This is a genomic window from Pseudoalteromonas aliena SW19 (assembly GCF_014905615.1).
Lineage (GTDB): Bacteria > Pseudomonadota > Gammaproteobacteria > Enterobacterales > Alteromonadaceae > Pseudoalteromonas > Pseudoalteromonas aliena.
Genome location: NZ_AQGU01000029.1, coordinates 387,173 through 406,423, shown reverse-complemented (window position 1 = coordinate 406,423; position 19,251 = coordinate 387,173). Strand labels below are relative to the sequence as shown.

At 37.9% G+C, this 19,251-nt stretch carries 19 protein-coding genes; 6 read left to right on the top strand and 13 right to left on the bottom strand.

The annotated features are described in order from the left end of the window. Positions 1–104: 104 nt before the first annotated feature. The 5 genes from PALI_RS18205 to PALI_RS18185 all read right to left on the bottom strand — a co-directional run bounded on the left by PALI_RS18205 (position 105) and on the right by PALI_RS18185 (position 4,867). The gene (locus tag PALI_RS18205; protein WP_193157027.1) at positions 105–1,214 is read right to left on the bottom strand and encodes a hypothetical protein; all 1,110 of its coding nucleotides are present in this window, start codon (positions 1,212–1,214) and stop codon (positions 105–107) included. Next, on the bottom strand, positions 1,211–1,858 hold the full coding sequence (locus tag PALI_RS18200) for a hypothetical protein (RefSeq protein ID WP_193157025.1): 648 nt from the start codon (positions 1,856–1,858) through the stop codon (positions 1,211–1,213). The genes PALI_RS18205 and PALI_RS18200 overlap by 4 nt, the downstream gene beginning before the upstream one ends. 257 nt (positions 1,859–2,115) lie before the next feature. Next, positions 2,116–2,574 (bottom strand): nuclear transport factor 2 family protein, encoded by a 459-nt coding sequence (locus PALI_RS18195; protein ID WP_193157023.1) that lies wholly within the window; start codon positions 2,572–2,574, stop codon positions 2,116–2,118. A gap of 626 nt (positions 2,575–3,200) precedes the next feature. Beyond that, the gene (locus PALI_RS18190) at positions 3,201–3,797 is read right to left on the bottom strand and encodes a hypothetical protein (protein WP_193157021.1); all 597 of its coding nucleotides are present in this window, start codon (positions 3,795–3,797) and stop codon (positions 3,201–3,203) included. Positions 3,798–4,444: 647 nt separating this feature from the next. Further along, positions 4,445–4,867 carry a DUF2778 domain-containing protein gene (locus PALI_RS18185; protein ID WP_193157019.1) on the bottom strand — a complete coding sequence of 141 codons (423 nt, stop codon included), beginning with the start codon at positions 4,865–4,867 and terminating at the stop codon, positions 4,445–4,447. 608 nt (positions 4,868–5,475) lie between these two features. On the opposite strand from PALI_RS18185, the gene PALI_RS18180 reads away from it, so the two are divergent. Together PALI_RS18180 and PALI_RS18175 are read left to right on the top strand one after the other, a co-directional pair. After that, positions 5,476–5,646 carry a group II intron maturase-specific domain-containing protein gene (locus PALI_RS18180; protein WP_264299781.1) on the top strand — a complete coding sequence of 57 codons (171 nt, stop codon included), beginning with the start codon at positions 5,476–5,478 and terminating at the stop codon, positions 5,644–5,646. A gap of 13 nt (positions 5,647–5,659) precedes the next feature. Then, positions 5,660–5,833, top strand: a complete 174-nt coding sequence (locus PALI_RS18175) for a hypothetical protein (RefSeq protein ID WP_016899178.1) — start codon at positions 5,660–5,662, stop codon at positions 5,831–5,833. A gap of 75 nt (positions 5,834–5,908) precedes the next feature. Here the strand turns inward: PALI_RS18175 and PALI_RS18170 are convergent, their stop codons facing one another. The 5 genes from PALI_RS18170 to PALI_RS18155 form a co-directional block, all read right to left on the bottom strand. Further along, entirely contained in the window at positions 5,909–6,811 is a 903-nt protein-coding gene (locus PALI_RS18170) for a hypothetical protein (RefSeq protein WP_170174618.1), read from the bottom strand. Between the two features lie 338 nt (positions 6,812–7,149). Further along, positions 7,150–8,238, bottom strand: a complete 1,089-nt coding sequence (locus PALI_RS18165; RefSeq protein WP_193157015.1) for an IS91 family transposase — start codon at positions 8,236–8,238, stop codon at positions 7,150–7,152. Beyond that, entirely contained in the window at positions 8,235–8,723 is a 489-nt protein-coding gene (locus PALI_RS18160) for a tyrosine-type recombinase/integrase (protein ID WP_264299780.1), read from the bottom strand. Before PALI_RS18160 ends, PALI_RS18165 begins: the two co-directional genes overlap by 4 nt. 187 nt (positions 8,724–8,910) lie before the next feature. Further along, positions 8,911–9,066 (bottom strand): hypothetical protein, encoded by a 156-nt coding sequence (locus PALI_RS20185; protein WP_226894583.1) that lies wholly within the window; start codon positions 9,064–9,066, stop codon positions 8,911–8,913. 545 nt (positions 9,067–9,611) lie between these two features. Then, positions 9,612–10,013 (bottom strand): hypothetical protein, encoded by a 402-nt coding sequence (locus PALI_RS18155; protein WP_193157013.1) that lies wholly within the window; start codon positions 10,011–10,013, stop codon positions 9,612–9,614. 216 nt (positions 10,014–10,229) lie between these two features. On the opposite strand from PALI_RS18155, the gene uvrA reads away from it, so the two are divergent. Beyond that, positions 10,230–12,758, top strand: coding sequence for an excinuclease ABC subunit UvrA (gene uvrA, locus PALI_RS18150; protein ID WP_193157011.1), 2,529 nt, complete (start codon positions 10,230–10,232; stop codon positions 12,756–12,758). Between the two features lie 70 nt (positions 12,759–12,828). On the opposite strand, the gene PALI_RS18145 is transcribed toward uvrA, so the two are convergent. Next, complete coding sequence (locus tag PALI_RS18145) at positions 12,829–13,716, bottom strand: haloalkane dehalogenase (protein ID WP_193157009.1); 888 nt, start codon at positions 13,714–13,716, stop codon at positions 12,829–12,831. A gap of 170 nt (positions 13,717–13,886) precedes the next feature. Here PALI_RS18145 and PALI_RS18140 point away from each other — a divergent pair, with 170 nt between their 5' ends. Continuing rightward, the gene (locus PALI_RS18140) at positions 13,887–14,399 is read left to right on the top strand and encodes a MarR family winged helix-turn-helix transcriptional regulator (protein WP_193157007.1); all 513 of its coding nucleotides are present in this window, start codon (positions 13,887–13,889) and stop codon (positions 14,397–14,399) included. Positions 14,400–14,445: 46 nt separating this feature from the next. Here PALI_RS18140 and PALI_RS18135 read toward each other — a convergent pair whose 3' ends face one another. Further along, positions 14,446–15,312, bottom strand: a complete 867-nt coding sequence (locus PALI_RS18135; RefSeq protein WP_077535630.1) for a LysR substrate-binding domain-containing protein — start codon at positions 15,310–15,312, stop codon at positions 14,446–14,448. Between the two features lie 885 nt (positions 15,313–16,197). Here PALI_RS18135 and PALI_RS18130 point away from each other — a divergent pair. Together PALI_RS18130 and fghA are read left to right on the top strand one after the other, a co-directional pair. Continuing rightward, positions 16,198–17,328: an S-(hydroxymethyl)glutathione dehydrogenase/class III alcohol dehydrogenase gene (locus PALI_RS18130; protein WP_138586934.1), complete on the top strand. Its 1,131-nt coding sequence runs from the start codon at positions 16,198–16,200 to the stop codon at positions 17,326–17,328. 279 nt (positions 17,329–17,607) lie between these two features. Then, entirely contained in the window at positions 17,608–18,447 is an 840-nt protein-coding gene (fghA, locus tag PALI_RS18125) for an S-formylglutathione hydrolase (RefSeq protein ID WP_138586933.1), read from the top strand. Between the two features lie 152 nt (positions 18,448–18,599). On the opposite strand, the gene PALI_RS18120 is transcribed toward fghA, so the two are convergent. Beyond that, positions 18,600–19,217 (bottom strand): LysE family translocator, encoded by a 618-nt coding sequence (locus PALI_RS18120; protein WP_138586931.1) that lies wholly within the window; start codon positions 19,215–19,217, stop codon positions 18,600–18,602. Positions 19,218–19,251: the final 34 nt, after the last annotated feature.

Below are 19,251 nucleotides of genomic sequence, written 5' to 3'. Positions count from 1 at the left end.
TTTTAGTTGATGTTTTTAAAAAATTTTAAGCCGCTTTTTTGAGGTTATTAAGGAGTTACCCCTCATATATTAATTGGCCATCATCCTAATAGTCGTGGCTTTGCTTATATTAAAGTATCAACATAGCTCAAACCGTTTACATACTCTTCACTCTTAGTGAAAATAATAATTCTTAATAGGTTAAAATAATTGTTATTCTCTTTAGTTAAGTACTGTGCACTATTCATCTTTTTTACATAACTATCAAACGCGATTAAGTTACTTTGCTCTAAAGCCAGCGATACTAATAAATTTAAAACCGCAGGAACTGTTTTAGATTTCTGTTTACTTATCACTTCTATTTCATTAAATAATGCTTCAATCTGCTGATAATTTTTGGCTAGGTCCTTTTCGGCTAATGGTAATAGTTCAGCAATTTTGTTTATAGCTTCTGGTTCTTCTAACTCTCCTTTTTTTACAGAAAGCGAGAAAGTCGGTGCTCTAGTTTTAGTAGAATGAGCAAAAACCTGTTCTTTGGCAGATAATAACGCGTATTGTTGCTTTTGAGACAACGCAGAATACTGACTAGTGCTGGTATCATAAATTTTGAATCCATCAGCGCGTAGCTTCATACCTGGCCTACTGTCAATATAGGTTAAGTGCTCTATGTATAATGCTCTAGCATTTGGATCATCTTTTAACGCATCACTTAGACAATCATTACTAGTTAAATAATGTAATGCCTCATTTTCATCGGTCATAGGTAGACGCATCGCGATGCTATCCGCTTGACAATATTTATTGGTATTATTATGCAAAGCCAGTAGCTTTGTTGGTTCTAATTTTTTAAAAGCATAGTATTTTTCAATACTTTTAATTTTAAACTTTAGTTGCGAGTCTAATTCGTCCCCTAGCACTGCGGCGATTTTTTTAAATTCCTTTTCATCTAATTTATTAAATGCACCTGAACCAAATGAACTCGCTAGCAAATTTCCTGTCAGTGCATAATAATCTGTATTTGATTTAGAGAGCTCAAACATAGCATTGAGTGCTCGGTAGGCTTCTTTTTTATTATCATTTGCAATAGCAGCTTTATAGTTTTTATGTTCACTAAAATACGTAGCATATTGTTTATGCTCTATATCTGCTTTATTGCTTTTTGTTGATTGACAACCAAGCAGTGAAGTTAACAACACAATAATTATTGCAAGAGGTTTAATATTTTTGATTTTCATTTTTCGCTCTCATCATGATTAATTTTTTCACTAGGTAATAAAACTAAATCAGTAAATTTACGTTTATTCTTTGGAATATTTACTAAGGTGTTTTCATTAAATAGGTTTTGTTGGTGTTTTGATAGGATAGCTAAATCACGCTTATGCTTATCTGCAAATGTCCAGAACCCGCCATGGTATACGTCTCCGCCTAAAAAATCTGTGCTGCTCTTAACATGAAGCTTAATTTCACCAAGATAGATAGTTTGATTAGCGGATACATTAAAAGGGATTGAATAATCATTTCTAGAAGTCCACGTTGTCCCGTTTAGATCATACATGCTGTAATTATAAAATTCATATTCGCCCGATGGTAAGGCGAGCGCATACGTCGTCCCACCATAACCATTAGAAGAAAACTGAACCTCTGTTTTTCCATGAAATATATTAAATGAAGGGCGAACTTCTAGTGAATACTCTTGCCCGGTGTCTGTTGATCGTAATTTAAAAACTAAAGGGTTATACACTGGGCCATCAATAGGCCAAGCCATACTGCCAGAAATGATTCCTTGAGTTGATGATTCATGATGTAAAACTGTATTTATATTTGTTGTTTTACAGGCGGTTAATAACATAATCATTAAAGCTAATACTGCTGTTTTCATAGAAACTTCCATTTTAAAAAGCTGTTTGCACTTATTATTAAGTAAAGGCTTATTGCATAGCATGCATTTGAATCAATAAAATAAAACGAAAAGCCACCTAATTAATCTTCGAACGCTATACCATTAAGTTCAATTTTAAATTTAGGGACTAACAAATTATTGCTCACTCACATTTACACCACCATTAAGTGTGATGAAAAGATGTATACTTAACAGCGGGATAAGCTAGCTATACCCCAGTTTATTAAATTATTAGCTTACTTTTGACTCGAGTGTTTTTTTGGATCATGGTATTGCCACAAAACGTTAATTATTTTCCATTCTTTATTTTCATTTTTATACAAATGCATATAGTCAATCCAATCATCGACCGTTAGCTTCACTGATGCTACTCGATTATCAATATCCAGTATGGATATATCAACTTTTGGTGAGGCAGCAAATTTATTCCCCTCTTTGTTGTAGTTTTCAGCCACCCACACCATTGTTTTAAAATCGGTTTCCATAATGAACTCTGAACCATCTTCAGATTTCCAGTAAGTTCTTTTAGCTAGTTTCGCATCTAAGCCTCTTTTCATTAGTTCTGGTTCAACTTTATGCTGAGCCTCTATGTAATCAAGAACAGCTCTTTGTATATTTTTACTGTCACTGGATGTTTCAGATAATACTGAAAAAGATAAAAACATTGATAAGAATAGGAATATATTTCGATACATGTACACATCCTTGGGTAGGCAAACAAGCCTCACATTAATACTAATCCGTAATAATACTTAATCAGTTTGAGTGCTCAAACCTGACGACAATTGCGTTTAATTTATTATTTACAACTGTAGAGATGTAGAGAAATTGAAGAGAATAACGAGATTTTAGCTTCATTATCAACAAGATGTTCTTACCTCAAAATAGCTAACTTCATTAGTAAATTGGTATAACTCGTTTTTAATTTTATATTGGTCTGTCAACCAACCATAGCCGAGTTCCTATTTTGGTTCAATCGATTATTGTATTTTTGCCCAGAATATAAAAAAGAGTTTGATGCTGCTTTAATTGGCGTTTTATAAGGTATTACTGCGGCTTGGGTAGCTTTTATGAATTTATTGTGTTTCTCTGCTTTTCTAGATTATTCACTAAACATTACATTTTCCGCATAATACAGTATTAACAGGGCTTATCACCTGTTTAATTTAGATATTTCGTAGTAATTAGGATGGGTGTCATCCTAATTATCATCATTGAGAGATATTTGGATCGGTATTCATTACGGGAGATAAACCGCCCATTGCGGACCCGCATGATGGGTGGTGTGGGGGCAGGAGGTTAGAGACCTCCGGCTACCCGATTAGGCATTTGTATCACGGTCAGCCACTGAGTCCATTTTGTTTCTAAATTTATTTCTAAGTTCAGTAGATTCAGGATTTCTAAGTAGCTCAATATAATCTGAAAAATCATTTTTTAAAGCATTATGAACCGCATTTCTATTTAAAACTTCCATTCCGTCAACACGTTCATATAAATCTCCAAACGACCACAATAATGCGGGACTCTGAATCTCAGCTTGATGCAGAATTCCACAGCGAAAATCTTTATAAAAATTTTCACGCTGTAGTTTTGTTTGAAAATACTCACAAAAATGTGGACTTGTTCTAAGAAACCTTATAAATACTTTTTTCGATTTACCATCTGTGGATGGTAGCCCTTCTTTGAATGCTTGAAGAGTTTCGATTAATAATAAATCTATAGCTAGTACCGTAAAACCAAACCGTTTTTCTGGGGCTAGTAAGTCATTTTCGAACTCAAGTAATTTATCTACAGGTTCTAAGTATCGAGAGCGCAATCTAGAATCAAGAACATCTATGGCTTTTTGCCAATCGCCTTCACTACTTTCAAGATCAAGTTCTTTCCATTGCTTTGCAGTAAAATTAGGTGCGATTTCCAAACACTACCCCTTAAATGCCTAACGAGCCTGTAGATTAACTCGTTTTTTTATTTGTTTTTATTGATAAACAAACCATAGCTGAGTTCCTATTTTGCTTCAATCGATTACTGTATTTTATGCAGAATATAAAAAAGAGTTTGGTGTTGTTTTAATTGGTGTTTTGGAACGGATACGGGTGTTTGAGTGGCTTACTAGTTGAGATAAATACCATGCAAGGTGATAAGGGCTTACCACCATTGCTTAATAAGCCGTTGTCATCGACCCATTGGCTAACTATTTTAATCTTCATTTTGTGGATACAGCTTAGCCGTTTGCGCGATTCCTTATTTATAAACTGTACTTGCCGCCCCGTTTTTGTTGATTTTTTTGTAATAATTAGGATGAGTGTCTTGTTTATTTGACGCCATAGTCTCTTGTTAGCACTAAATACTTTAAAGCGAAAGATACAATAACCCCCAAAAAGTAAATTGTGATAAATTCTAAATCTGATGCATATCCCACGTTCATTTCACCAGTCAATTTGTTAAAAAACGACCAAAGCGCTTCAGATAAGGGGACAAAAATAGAGAGGTTGAACCACATAAAAGTAACAAAAGAAGGTATACCTATATACCAAAAAATGAATAACATAATTTTCAGAAAACATTTCATAAAACTGTTAACTTCCCATATGATTCAATGCTTGTACTTGGAATTTTTGTTTTTCCCGAACTTTTAATAATTGAGCTAAAAGTTCTAAAGTCCGACATTGTTTTAAAAGTGACGCAACCTTGACTAATACCTAAAGGACCTTCTGGATGAATTCTGAATTGCCCTCGCTTAACTTTTTCACAAAACGTTGAGTCATCGATTTTCTTATCTATAGCGTATAAAGCGAACCAATCTGCTTTATCTGAAAATAAGTCTCTTAATGGCCCAAGAAGCCCACCAGATTGTCTATCGATAATGTAATACACTCCTGTAGGGATGGGCCCCTTACTCGATATACAAATCGATAGCTTTTTATTTCTATGCGCTTCTAAGCCCGAATATGCATCAAATGTAGATGCTCCGCACTTTAGAGTGCTCATAGGTTGATCATTAAGTTTAAATGTACAATTAATAACGATAATTCCTTTTAGTGCTAACGAGCCTGTAGATTAACTCGTTCTTTTATTTGTTTTTATTGATAAACAAACCATAGCTGAGTTCCTATTTTGCTTCAATCGATTACTGTATCTATACGCAAAATATAAAAAGAGTTTGGTGTTGTTTTAATTATTTTTAGGGAGGATTACCGTTACAGGTGTTTGAGTAGCTTATTAGTTGAGATGAATACCATGCAAGATGATAAGGGCTTACCACCATTGTTTAATAAACCGTTGTCATCGATCTATTGGCTATCTATTATAATTACGGTTTCAGTAGCAATTAGGATGGGTGTCTTCCTAATTTTGTAAAAACGAAAAGCGAAGGGCTAATAATCCAACGGGACATTACTGCGTTTATCACTAACCGATTAAAACTCAAAGTGAATGAATCGAAAAGTCGAGTCGGTCTGTACCACTACAGTCCAGTATCAGGCTCGAAATTTCTTGGGTTTACCTTCCGCTACGCTAAAGTGCAGATCCACGAACAGGCGCTAAAGAAATTTAAAGTAAATGTAAGAGAGCTCACTAACCGCAACTGGGGGATCTCAATGACCCTACAAATTCATAAACTCACGCAGTATTTACGCGGCTGGGGACACTACTACTTAATAGCCAACGCTTATCAGCTAACAGTGGATTTAGATCATTGGATCCGCCGTAGGATAAGAATGTGCTACTGGCGGCAGTGGCGCTCTTTATTAAGGAATAGCCCGCACTAAAGTACGCAGTTTAATGAAATTGGGTGTTAGCGAGCGACTCGCCATAGCCTGTGGTATCACCAGTAAAGGCCCTTGTAGAAGCTCAAAAACAAAAGGAATTAACATTGCGCTAGGTAATGACTATTTAGCATCACAAGGTTTAGTGTCATTGAAAGATATTTGGATCAATATTCATTACGGGAGATGAACCGCCCATTGCGGACCCGCATGATGGGTGGTGTGGGGGCTGGAGGTTAGAGACCTCCGGCTACCCGATTATATTTTAATTAACAACATACTCAGCAAATTTTTCGTGATTGAGTAGAGTTGAATTATGATAGTTTTTTAGCCAAATAAACTTATCAATAACCTTTTGTAGTTTTTGTATTTCTGATGCATTTAAACCAGCTTTTCGCGATTCTAATTCAGTTAATTTGCCTTCAATAGCTTCGGAGTGCCTCTGAAAGAATAGTTTGGACTGTTCAAGGCCATACAAATACATAGGCAAATTTATTTTAGCTTGATCCGAGACCATTTTTACGTTTAGGTCAACTTGAGAAAGGTTGTACCCCAAATAATCTAGATAATGCACCCCATCATCATCTAACTTAATAATATTGTGACCGCCATACATAATGTCAGATAGTTTCGTAATACTATTTTTTAATTGCTTATCTTCCAGAACCTCAGGACTAAATACTATTCTAGGATGAATTGCTAATGAACTTTCAGCTTTATAAGCACTTATTAACCCTTCTCCAACTACAAAGTGATCCTTTATATAACAGTATTTAGTTGAAATCCCCCCTCGAAGAAAAAGTCCTTTTTGGGAGAAACAATTAAATATAACAGCTTGTAAGCGCATCAATATGATAAATAAAGCATTAGCAGAGTGCATATACTTTAGCTGATTGTTTTTGAGTGATTTAACTTCTTTAGGGGTAAACGTTATTATTAGAGAATCAGATATAAACGCGTGCTGAACGTCATAATACATATAAAGGTCAAATGACTTATCTTTTTTATATTGTTCCTTTACTTCAGGACGATTAGAAAAATCCAAACCACCTTTATTATCTTCCATGAAAGAAATAAATTCCTTTGCTTTAGCCTCCGAATTAATCGCACCATTAATATCTCGGTAACCAAGCATATCAATGAAAAGTGTCCATTGTATCAATTTCACACGAAACTCCATTTAAAATATAACATTTTAGTATTTATGCGACACGCAGTTTGTGTTGCATAATCGCTTGTTGGACTGAGGCGCTACCTGCTCGGTGTGTTCGCGTTGGTATTGTTTATGCTATGGGAATTTGCTTTTTATGGCCTAACCGATATTTAGCCAATTTCATTGACGTGTATATCGTATCTAAGCTGTCCCTGCATTGCTCAGCGTTTATTATGTCCTTATTACACCTAAATTTAGCTTGATAAGCAACCATATTATTAAAACACACAGCCGCTATTAGCCTGAACAATTAAGCAGGTTAACATATTGATTCTATTAAGCAGGCTAGCCCGCTAACTCGTTCGCTCTGTTGTAACTGTTGCCGCATCCGACTCTGCTATACCAATAAATCGTAAGATGCCAACTTTGCATGATTGACAGGGCCAATGTGGTATCAATGGATCTTTTTCTGTTTTTGGCTTCACTGGTTTACATGTGTGTGACTCTTGAGTCCTTATTAACGCTAACTTTTGTTTACGACATGCATTAGCTAAAAAGCCATAGTGGCGAATGCGCATAAACCCTTTGGGCAATACATGTTGTAAGTAGCGCCGTAAAAATTCATCACAACTCAGAGTCATGACTTTATCGCGGTTGTTATCTGCATAATCGCGGTATTTAAAGCTCACTGTTTCTTCAGTCGCTGACACTAATCGCGATTCTGACATCACGCCTTTTCGGGTATAACGTGCAAGGTAACTGACTAACTTTTCACTGTACGTTAAACAGGCTTTGCTATACACACACCATTTGGTTGGTGTGCTTACCTTCGCGAATGAACTATCGCATTCATTGAGCGCCGCGAGCATTTTCCCTCTAAACACTGTTGATAATGCTTTAACGGGGTATAAATAGCCTTTTTCTATTTCATGCCAGTGCGCTTTATTAAGCGCCCCTGCGGGTATCAAACAATGCAAGTGGATATGCTGACTTAAATTTTGCCCCCATGTATGCAGTACGCTTGTCATGCCTAGCTGGCCATGCCTCTTTCGTTTCGCAAATTTACACAGCGTTTGCCATGAGGCTTTAAATAAACATTGATACAACGCGTTTGGGTTGTAGTGCGCAATGATATTTAACTCATGCGGGAGCGTAAAAACAAGGTGGAAATACCGACACGGTAATAAATCCTCTTGTTGTCTTTGCACCCATTTAGCCGTTGCCATACCTTGGCAACGTGGGCAATGACGGTCTCGACAACTACACCCAATTTGTTGTACTTCACTACAGTTATCACATTGCCATGCTTGATAACCGAGCTGACCCGTTCTGCATGATTGAAGGTGTTGGCAGACACGTAACTGCTGATAACTCATTATGTGGTGCTGCCGATAATTCCCAAGGCCAGAATTTAAAATATCAGCGAGGTGCAAGCCGCTCATTGGTTTCCCCAACTTGCGAGTAAATCAATGCCACCATGCCCTAATTCAGGTAACCAGTGTAAGTAACTTTGCGTGGTTCTAATGTCACTGTGACCAAGCTGATGCTGCAGTTGATGAAGCGGCATCCCTAACTCAAGTTGATGTGTTGCATAAGCATGGCGTAATACATGTGGATTACAGTGCTTTAAACCACACATTTGTGCATGTTTTTTCAATGCCTTTCTGAAGCTTGAGGGTGACATGGGTTTATCCATTAACCATCGTGAATAAAACATCCAGCCCGTTGGGTGATACATTTTCCAATAACAACGTAATTGATTTAGCACGCTATCTGATACAACAACATAGCGTGACTTATCTCCTTTACCATGTTCAATTAAAATGGTTTTACGCTGTCCATCGATGTCTTGCACTTTGATGCGCAGCAGTTCGCCAATACGCAAACCACATCCATAACACACCACTATCAATGTTTTTAAGCGCATATCCGTGCAACTTTCTATAAGTCGTCGAATATCATCACGCGATAAATAAGTAGGTGCCCGAGGTTTTGCTTTAGGCAAGGCTATGTCTAAGTTCAGTGGGCGATGTAAAATATTCTTAAACAGAAACCAAATGCTGTTTATTTGTATTTTTTGACTCGCTCTGGAGAGCTTGCGAATAGCGGGATCTTTAAAAGATATTCAGCTCATCATCAGTAATTAAATCGAGTGGTTTATTAAAATAATGGCTGAGTTTAAGTAAATGCTCGCAGTAACTTTTACAGGTACTTTGTGAATAACCAAGATAGGCTATTTCAGTTTTGACTTGTTCAATGAGTGTATTCATTACTTACCTCCAAATATGGGATAACCCCAAGGTAAGTGTGGCTCAAATGGTCAGAATAGGATCTCCGCGTAGCGGCTTAGTTCAACATCTTTATCAAAGGACACTTTCCCTATTTTAGCGCGAAAACGTCCTTATTTCATGAACTTATATTAATAGCAAATAGTGTAAGTTATTACCAGCTATAAATATTATGCTTTCTGTAACTTATATAAACATGTAAAAAAAGGAAAGTTTCCTCTTATTCTTACTAAGTTAATAACGACTCACTTGAATGACCGCTTATCGCTCAAAGCCGACTAATGAATACATTCAATTTGCAGATACTCAATACTTTAAAAACCTTTGCTATATTACCAAGCTGAAAAGTAACTCCAACAGCACACTATTTTGCCATTATAGGAGTTTGTTATTCTGTTTTTAAGGCCATACTTTTCGATTGGGTAAATATTACTAGCACAAATAGTATCTCGGTGATCCCGCCAATTACAAAATTGGCATTTAATACAATACATGCCCCTAAGGCAGCATGATCGCACTAATAATAGTTACAAATCATTGCTCGAATACACACTTAAAATAGGAAATTTATAATCGGCAAACGATACTGTAAGCGATTGTGTTTCCTTACCTTTAAAACCGAGTTTAAGTTCCATTGGCATGAATCGGCTGCCGTCAGCAAAGAGTGCAAGTAAATGCTCCTCACTTAGTTCGCGGTTGCCCGACGATAAGTTAGTAAGCGTTATAACAGCCCAGCGTTCGCCCTCTTCATTACTCATTAATACATAATTAACGATTTTGAAATCCCCTTTTTTAGGGGTTATGTTGCTATCGTTTGCAAACGATAAATGCATGCTATTTGGTACTGCACGGTCAACATTAAGCGCTTTAAGTGTATCGGCCTGAGTGGCCCACGAAAGCATCATTAAAATTATTAAGGCTTTGCTCAATGTCAGTTCCTTCTTATTAAACTATAAATCAATTTAAATTATATTCGCATTCCAACCCTATTATGTAAACAAGCAATTATCATAACTTTATGTAATATATTGAATAAGCGAGCATTCAGTGATCCTGCGATATTATTGGTAGCAGTAACGACTAATAAGAGTAAATTGTCCAAAGCGCACTTAATGTAAAAGCGCGGTTAAATAGGAGCAAAGCGTATGACAACCACACATAATGATTCAGTAATTAATTTATCAGATCCAAATAACACTATACAGGTAAGGGGCGCGCGCGTTCATAACCTAAAAAATGTAGATGTTGATTTACCACGTAACGCATTGGTTGTTTTTACAGGTATATCGGGTTCGGGTAAGTCGTCGCTCGCTTTTGGAACCCTGTTTGCCGAGTCGCAGCATCGCTATCTTGATTCGGTATCGCCCTATGCACGTAGATTAATAGATCAAGTTGATGAGCCCGATGTTGATTCTATTGAAGGACTACCGCCTGCCGTTGCTCTGCAACAGCAACGCGGCGCGCCCTCGGTTCGTTCATCAGTGGGCAGTATAACGACAATCTCTAACGCGCTACGTATGCTTTACTCACGTGCAGGCGATTACCCTGCTGGGCAGGGTATTTTATATGCCGATGCGTTTTCACCTAATACGCCACAAGGCGCTTGCTCAGAATGTCATGGCATAGGCCGAGTATTTGAAGTAACCGAAAAATTACTTGTGCCCGATGATACAAAAACTATTCGCCAGCGCGCCATTGAAGCGTGGCCACCAGCATGGCAAGGTAAAAATTTAAGTCGTATTCTTACCTCACTTGGTTATGACATAGACACGCCTTGGAATAAGCTTTCTAAAAAGGCACGCGATTGGATTTTATTTACCGACGAGACTCCAACAGTGCCGGTATACCCAGATTACACCTATGAGCAAACGCAAAATGCGATAAAAAACAACGAAGATCCAAGCTACATGGGAACTTTTTCAAGCGCTAAACGCTTTGTTTTACAGTCTTTTGCGACCATACAAAGTCCGCGTACAAAAAAACGCGTATCGCAGTTTATGCAAATATCGCAGTGCCCTACTTGCCAAGGTAAAAAACTAAAGCAAGTATCGCTCAGTGTTAAATTTGCAGGGCTTGATATTGGCGAGCTATCTCAACTTACTTTAAACGAGCTTGCTAAAAAACTAAGTAACGCCGCCAATACTAAAGTTAACAAAAATACAAAAAAACCAGAGCAAGCCATTGTTACGCAACGTATTGCCAGCGATATTCTCACCCGTATTGAAGCACTCACCATGCTTGGTTTAGGGTACTTATCGCTTGAGCGAACAACACCAACGTTATCCCCTGGTGAGCTACAGCGATTGCGATTAGCAACACAAATTCGCTCTAAATTATTTGGGGTGGTTTACGTATTAGATGAACCTTCAGCGGGTTTACATCCTGCAGATACACAAGCACTTTTAAAAGCGCTTGATGAACTAATAGCAGCTGGCAACTCTGTATTTGTTGTTGAGCATAACGTGAACGTTGTTAAACACGCCGACTGGATAGTTGATGTAGGCCCTAATGCAGGAGTACACGGTGGCGAAATTATTTACAGTGGACCTGTTGAGGGATTAAGCAAAGTAAAAAACTCTCATACCAGTCGCCATCTTTTTACTAAAAGCAATATTGAAAACAACATTAAAAGGCAGCCAAAAACATGGCTAAAGTTAGTTGATATTGAACGTAATAACCTCAAAAAGCTCAATGCAGAATTTCCACTAGGTGTTATGACGACGGTCACTGGCGTGTCTGGCTCGGGTAAATCGAGCTTAGTGAGCCAAGCATTAGTTGAACTTGTTTACCAAGCGCTTGGGCAAAAAACAATCACAGAAGCACCAACCGACGAAGCCGATTTACTCGAGCAAGAACTACAAACCCACACCAGCGGAAAAATTACAGAGGGGATCGATAATATAAACCGACTTGTTACAGTAGATCAAAAAGCCATAGGCCGTACACCTCGTTCAAACCTGGCTACTTACACCGGTTTATTTGATCACGTGCGTAAACTATTTGCTTCAACACAAAAAGCAAAAGAGCGCCGTTACGATGCTGGGCGTTTTTCGTTTAATGTTGCTAAAGGTCGTTGTAAAAATTGTGAGGGCGTGGGTTTTGTAAGTATTGAACTGCTGTTTTTGCCCAGCGTATATTCACCTTGCCAAGTGTGCCAAGGGAAACGCTATAACAAGCAAACACTTGAGGTTACATACCGTGATAAAAACATTGCTGATGTACTTAATTTAACGGTTGAATCAGCGCACACTTTTTTTGAAAATGAACCCGCAATATTGCGCGCGCTCGATGCACTTATGCAAGTAGGCCTTGGATATTTACGTTTAGGGCAACCTGCAACAGAGCTTTCTGGCGGCGAGGCGCAGCGTATAAAACTAGCAACCGAACTACAACGTGCGCAACGAGGGCACACGCTTTATGTGCTTGATGAGCCAACCACAGGCTTACATCCATCGGATGTGTCAATGTTAATGTCGCAGTTAAATAGGCTAGTTAATGCAGGCAATACCGTCATTATGGTTGAACACAATATGCAAGTGGCGAGTAATAGTGATTGGATTATTGATGTAGGACCAGGTGCTGGCGATGAAGGCGGGTTAATTGTGGCGCAAGGCTCACCTGAAAAAGTAGCAAGTTCAAAGATGAGTAAAACAGCCCCATTTTTACTGCAATAATTAAAGTATGGCGCTTTTAATTGAGCATAAAAGCGTCATCCATATATAACGAGTTAAACACATCCCGTTTTTATTTTGATAACCAATCAGAAATAGCTTGACCTATTTCATGCGCAGAGTCTTCTTGTATATAGTGAATACCGTTTACGGTTACCTCAGTTAAATTTGGCCATGTGCGTACAAAATCTCGTGCGTAACCAACTAAAAAAGCACCTGGCTCTGCATTAATAAATAGCTTTGGAATATCATAAGAATTGGCTAAATAACTCGCATAGTTTTTTACTAAAGCCACGGTATCGGCAGGCTCTCCAGCAATCGGAAGTTGGCGAGGGCCCGCTAAAATTGCGCGGCGATCTTCCCCTGCATTGATAAAAGGTCTGCGATATTCATCGTGTTCTTTTTGCGTTAACTGGCGCGTAATAGTTGCAGGCAATATGGTTTCAATAAAAAAGTTATCATCAAGCACCATTTTTTCGCCTTCCGCTGAGCGCAGAGTACCAATCGGACCATGTAGATCTTTAGGAAAATCGTCCCACGTTGGAAAATCGGTCACGATTGCTTCCATAAAGGCAATGGCTTTTACAGCGTCGCGATGTGTATTTGCCCAGTTAAAGCCAACGCCTGAACCCCAATCGTGCAGTACTAAAGTAACATTATTGTTTACGCCGAGCGCATCTAAAAGTGCAAATGTGTACTTACTATTTTCAGCTAATGAGTAACTTCCCTCATGGGTATTGTCTAGCTTTTGTGAATCACCCAATCCAATCATGTCGATAGCAATTAAACGCCCTTGTCCTTGCATATACGGCATAATATTTCGCCAAAGGTAGCTAGATGTAGGGTTACCATGTAAAAATACGATTGGATCGCCTTCGCCCTCATCTATATAAGCCATTTTTTTATCTAATACAGTTTTAAACTTTTTTGCATAACGTAATGTTTCTGAATCATTTCTCATCAAATTTTTCCACTTTATTTAAGTAATTATTAACGTTGAGTTCTTGTTTATGACTTATCGAAAGTAAATATAAGTAACACAAACCCAATTATATGATTGAGTCATACAATAATCGAAGCTATTTAATTTGTCACTATATTTATATGATCGAATCACATATAATTAAATTTATGAAAAATGAAAAATACATAGCAAATTTAATAGGCACCTTCGCGACCTCTGTAGCTACTGATATAGAAAAGCAGATTGCTGAATTAGGTGGCAGAAGTCTTAGCCACGAAGCCGCATTAGTCACAATTAATAATCACCCCAATGAAACTATTGATATGTTGAGCAAAGTGCTCGATTTAACCCACTCTGGTGCTGTTCGGTTAATTAATACACTTGAAAAAGAGGGGCTGGTAGAAAGAAAAAAATCAGTAAACGATGCCCGCTCCGTTGTTTTATGTGTAACAGGTAAAGGCATCTGTAGGGTCGAATCAATACTAAGTAATAGAGAAACGGTGACATCTAAAATACTTGAAAAATTTACTGATGAACAACAGGCAAGCTTTTTAAGTTTAATAGAAATAGCACTCGGTAATTTTTCAACCGAGCAAATAGAAGCGCGTAGAATATGTAGGTTGTGTAACGAAGGTGTATGTCGAAAACAAGGCTGCCCAGTAGAGAATGCAATAAAATAACTGAAATTTTAGGGATAATACTTTTAATAAAACAGTTAACTACCCATTATGAAAGCTGATCAGCTAAATAATCTACAAGTAACCTTATTTTTGGGGATAGATGACGGTTCTGTGGGTAAACTGCCCATATGCCTTCATCAGGAGCACGATAGTTATCTAATAATGAAACAAGCTTTCCACTTTCTAGGTGTTGTTGAACATAATAATCGGGTAACTGCACTATTCCTAAGCCTTTTAAAGCTGCATCTGTTAAACTATATCCGCTGTTATATCGTAAGCGGCCGCTTACTCGAATACTTTTTTCTTTATTTAATTCGGTAAAATGCCAATAATCGAGTGTACCCAATAAGCAGCTATGCTTATTAAGTTCTGAAATAGAATGTGGAATACCCTGTTTTTCTAAATAAACAGGAGAGGCACATACATAGTTTGTTCGCTTGCCAAGCTTTTTCGCCATCATCGAGGAATCACTCAACTTACCCAGCCTAATTGCAAGATCGTAACCATCTTCAACTAAGTCAATTTTCCTATTACTTAAATAAGCCGATACTTCAATATCACTATATAACTGCATAAAATCATTCACTAAAGGAAGTATATGCTGCTCGCCATACGTTACCGATGCGGTTAATTTGATTTTGCCTTGGGGTTTAGATTGTAAGTTAGTGATAGCACGCTCAGCGGCATCCAATCCATCCAGCACACTGCGGCAGTGCTGGTAAAAAACGCGGCCTTCTTCTGTTAAAGAAACCTTGCGTGTGGTTCGATAGAATAACTTTATATTCAAACGTTTTTCTAAAGCACTTATTTGACGGCTAACCTGTGCAGTTGATATAGCCATCTTTTTAGAAGCAAGCGTAAAACTCTCATTTTCAGCCACATAAACAAATTCGCTAATACCTTCCCACTGCATGATTATTACCTATATGTATTAACTGCTTTAATAAATAATACATTACTATTTTTACAGTAACAAATATCATAATCATATTTCTTCACTTTACTTTGAAGATATAAAATTACTTGGGGGCATTAAATAACCTGAACTCTGGATAATAAATCTATCTCAAGCAGCTATTTTCAGCGCTAACTGCGTTGAATTTATTTGCAATAGGCCAGCTATTGACACGTAAATTCGCCTTGCTTTCACTGAAAATCTCTGGCTCGAGAAAATAAATCTAAATATCACAATAACTCAATGTGTAGTAAATATCTTAACCAGAGTTCAGGTTAAATGTACTTTTTAAGGTGCGGAATAAATGCCTCGTGTTAACTTGCAACACATAAATACTCAACTAAGCTATTAGCCAATGCGCTGCTAATCGATTATTACAGCAACATTATTGTCGACTTTTATAGGGTATTAGCATTAAACCTGCTTACATAATTTTGTATAAAAAGTTCACAATTGATTTAGTTGCGCTCGGCACGCTTCTATCGCTTAGCCGTTAACCTCAGTAGTCGCTTTTTAATAGATAGCCTGAACTCTGCTCTGGATAATAAATCTATTTCCAGCAGCGATGATCAGCGCGAACTGCGTTGAATTTATTGAGAACCTCTGGTTAGAGAAAAATAAATTTAAATATCATTATGGTTCAATATGTTAGTAAATCTCTTAACCAGAGTTCAGGTTAGATAGATTAATCTAATACACCCAATTGTTACATAGTGGTAAAAGTAAATTGCTAATTCAGTGGATTATCATCATCAAATAAAGAGAGTAAACTAACTTTAAACATCAGATGCTTGTCTCTGAATTAAAAATTAACCTACAGATAAATTAAAAGTGAGTATAAATATGTCAGATAAATTTATAAAGTCAAAAGCAGCCATTGCTTGGGGACCTAAACAGCCATTATCTATTGAAGAAGTCGATGTAATGTTGCCGCGCAAAGGTGAAGTACTGGTAAAAGTTATCGCTTCAGGCGTATGCCACACTGACGCATTTACTTTATCTGGTGATGATCCTGAGGGCATATTTCCCGTAATTTTAGGCCATGAAGGTGGTGGAATTGTTGAGCAAGTTGGTGAAGGTGTTACAAGTGTTCAAGTCGGCGACCATGTGATCCCGCTATACACACCTGAATGCGGCGAATGTAAATTTTGTTTATCTGGTAAAACTAATTTATGCCAAAAAATTCGCGAAACCCAAGGTAAAGGTTTGATGCCAGATGGCACAACACGCTTTTATAAAGACGGTCAGCCTATTTTTCATTATATGGGTTGCTCAACGTTCTCTGAATACACAGTACTACCTGAAATCTCACTTGCTAAAGTAAATAAAGACGCGCCATTGGAAGAAGTGTGTTTACTCGGTTGTGGTGTCACAACGGGTATGGGCGCAGTGATGAACACTGCAAAAGTTGAAGAAGGCGCAACGGTTGCCATATTTGGTCTTGGCGGTATTGGTTTGTCAGCTGTTATTGGTGCAACAATGGCTAAAGCAAGTCGTATCATTGCTATTGATATTAATGAAAGCAAGTTCGAACTAGCAAGAAAATTAGGGGCGACTGATTGCATCAATCCTAAAGATTACGATAAGCCAATTCAAGATGTCATTGTTGAGTTAACCGACGGCGGTGTTGATTACTCCTTTGAATGTGTTGGTAATGTAAACCTAATGCGATCTGCCCTCGAGTGCTGCCATAAAGGTTGGGGAGAGTCGGTTGTGATTGGTGTTGCTGGTGCTGGGCAAGAAATATCAACCCGCCCTTTCCAATTGGTAACGGGTCGAGTATGGCGTGGTTCGGCATTCGGTGGTGTAAAAGGCCGCACAGAATTACCTGAATACGTAGAGCGTTATTTGGCTGGTGAATTCAAATTAAGTGATTTTATTACACATACAATGGCTCTTGAAGACATTAACGAATCATTTGATTTAATGCACAAAGGCGAAAGTATCCGCACTGTTATTCATTTCGATAAGTAAGCAGCAAGTAGTACTTTTGTAAGTACTACTTATTATTGAAAATACTTATACCAATTGCATTAAAAAATGAGTCACTAGAGCAATAGGTAAATGGCTCGATAACAAAGTGAAATTACTATATTAACTTATGTTTATGAGTCATTTTTAGCACAGTACATGTGCTAAGTAACCTGCTAAAACAAGCAATTTTTTAATAAAATTGGTATTACAATCACTTTAATAAAACGATATAGCTATTTGATATTAAAAATGAAAAAAGCTAACGTTTGAGGTTTTGCCATGACGATTGAAAATATAAGTGTAAATAAAAGCTTTGGTGGCTGGCATAAACAATACAGCCACCAATCAAAAGTATTAAATTGCGCAATGCGCTTCGCTATTTACTTACCGCCACATGTATCTAGCGGTCAAAAAGTACCGGTATTGTATTGGCTTTCTGGTTTAACGTGTACCGACGAAAATTTCATGCAAAAAGCAGGCGCTTTACGTATAGCAGCAGAGCTAGGTATTGCTATTGTAGCTCCTGACACCAGTCCCCGTGGTGAAGGGGTTGCCAACGACGAAGCGTATGATTTGGGTATGGGAGCTGGCTTTTATGTAAATGCGACCCAAGCTCCTTGGAATCGCCATTATCAGATGTACGATTACATAGTGAATGAATTGCCTAATATTATTGAAGCGGCATTCCCTGTTTCAGATAAACGCGCAATTAGTGGCCACTCTATGGGCGGACACGGCGCATTAACTATCGGTTTACGTAACCCTGAACGATATTCCTCAATGTCGGCTTTCAGCCCGATTTGTAATCCCGTAAAAGCCCCTTGGGGTAAAAAAGCCTTCGCGGCCTATTTAGGTAAAGATAAAACAGCGTGGGAAAGCTATGATTCGAGTGAACTAATGCGTAAAGCGACCTTATTTATTCCAGCGAAAGTTGACCAAGGCGGTGCTGATGATTTCCTTAAGGATCAATTAAAGCCTGAGGTGTTGGAAGCTGCAGCAAAAATAAATGGTTACCCATTACAGCTCGCTATTCATGAAGGGTATGATCACAGTTATTACTTTATTTCATCATTTATAGAAGAGCATTTACGCTTTCATGATCAGCACTTAAATAAGTAACCTGAACTCTGGATAATAAATCTATCTCCAGCAGCTATTATCAGCGCTAACTGCGTTGAATTTACTTATCATACATAATGTAGAGCAATAACAACGTTCATTTTTTGTCGTTGTTATTGCTTAAGATATTATTGCTGATTGGTATAAGGAAATCAGCCTAGCGCCAACCACACACCTACTGCAACCATTAAGCTCCCAGCTATACGGTTCATCCATATAATGTTATCACCACGGGCTAAAAATAAACGCAGGCTTTTTCCACCTGTTGCATAAGCCAGCATACATAAAAATTCGCTCACCATTATTACGCTCAGTAGAACTAATAGCTGCGGGGCTACTGCATGCTCAACACTTATAAATGGTGGCAGCAAGGAAATCATAAATGCCCACCCTTTAGGATTCGCTATTGCGGTTACAAAACCCTGAGTAAAAAGCGAGCGCCTACTTACATCTTTAGGTTCTGAAGTATCAATCGACATTTTGCCTTTGGCTCGCCACATGTTAAAGCCAATATAAATTAAATACGCACCGCCTACCCATTTTAAAATAGCAAAGGCATCAGGATAATTTAGCATCACGCTTGCAACGCCTAATACAGCCGCTATGGCAACACTTGCTACACCTAATAGCTCACCTACCATCATCCATAATGTACGACGCACACCAATGCTCATACCTAAGGTCATGGCAAGGGTCATGCACATACCAGGGGTTATAGACACAAAAAAGAAGGTAGGAATAAAAACCGCCAGTGCTGCAACATCAATCATTAATTTACTCTTATATTAAAACCAAAACGCGGCT

What these genes read in the sequence shown, in the direction of transcription:
- PALI_RS18185 (WP_193157019.1), bottom strand. Translation starts at nt 4,867, where the DNA reads ATGAGCACTCTAAAGTGCGGAGCATCTACATTTGATGCATATTCGGGC.
- PALI_RS18160 (WP_264299780.1), bottom strand. Translation starts at nt 8,723, where the DNA reads ATGCGCTTAAAAACATTGATAGTGGTGTGTTATGGATGTGGTTTGCGT.
- PALI_RS18120 (WP_138586931.1), bottom strand. Translation starts at nt 19,217, where the DNA reads ATGATTGATGTTGCAGCACTGGCGGTTTTTATTCCTACCTTCTTTTTT.
- PALI_RS18205 (WP_193157027.1), bottom strand. Translation starts at nt 1,214, where the DNA reads ATGAAAATCAAAAATATTAAACCTCTTGCAATAATTATTGTGTTGTTA.
- PALI_RS18165 (WP_193157015.1), bottom strand. Translation starts at nt 8,238, where the DNA reads ATGAGCGGCTTGCACCTCGCTGATATTTTAAATTCTGGCCTTGGGAAT.
- fghA (WP_138586933.1), top strand. Translation starts at nt 17,608, where the DNA reads ATGACGATTGAAAATATAAGTGTAAATAAAAGCTTTGGTGGCTGGCAT.
- PALI_RS18140 (WP_193157007.1), top strand. Translation starts at nt 13,887, where the DNA reads ATGAAAAATGAAAAATACATAGCAAATTTAATAGGCACCTTCGCGACC.
- uvrA (WP_193157011.1), top strand. Translation starts at nt 10,230, where the DNA reads ATGACAACCACACATAATGATTCAGTAATTAATTTATCAGATCCAAAT.
- PALI_RS18130 (WP_138586934.1), top strand. Translation starts at nt 16,198, where the DNA reads ATGTCAGATAAATTTATAAAGTCAAAAGCAGCCATTGCTTGGGGACCT.
- PALI_RS18175 (WP_016899178.1), top strand. Translation starts at nt 5,660, where the DNA reads ATGAAATTGGGTGTTAGCGAGCGACTCGCCATAGCCTGTGGTATCACC.
- PALI_RS18195 (WP_193157023.1), bottom strand. Translation starts at nt 2,574, where the DNA reads ATGTATCGAAATATATTCCTATTCTTATCAATGTTTTTATCTTTTTCA.
- PALI_RS18135 (WP_077535630.1), bottom strand. Translation starts at nt 15,312, where the DNA reads ATGCAGTGGGAAGGTATTAGCGAATTTGTTTATGTGGCTGAAAATGAG.
- PALI_RS18180 (WP_264299781.1), top strand. Translation starts at nt 5,476, where the DNA reads ATGACCCTACAAATTCATAAACTCACGCAGTATTTACGCGGCTGGGGA.
- PALI_RS18145 (WP_193157009.1), bottom strand. Translation starts at nt 13,716, where the DNA reads ATGAGAAATGATTCAGAAACATTACGTTATGCAAAAAAGTTTAAAACT.
- PALI_RS20185 (WP_226894583.1), bottom strand. Translation starts at nt 9,066, where the DNA reads ATGAATACACTCATTGAACAAGTCAAAACTGAAATAGCCTATCTTGGT.
- PALI_RS18200 (WP_193157025.1), bottom strand. Translation starts at nt 1,858, where the DNA reads ATGAAAACAGCAGTATTAGCTTTAATGATTATGTTATTAACCGCCTGT.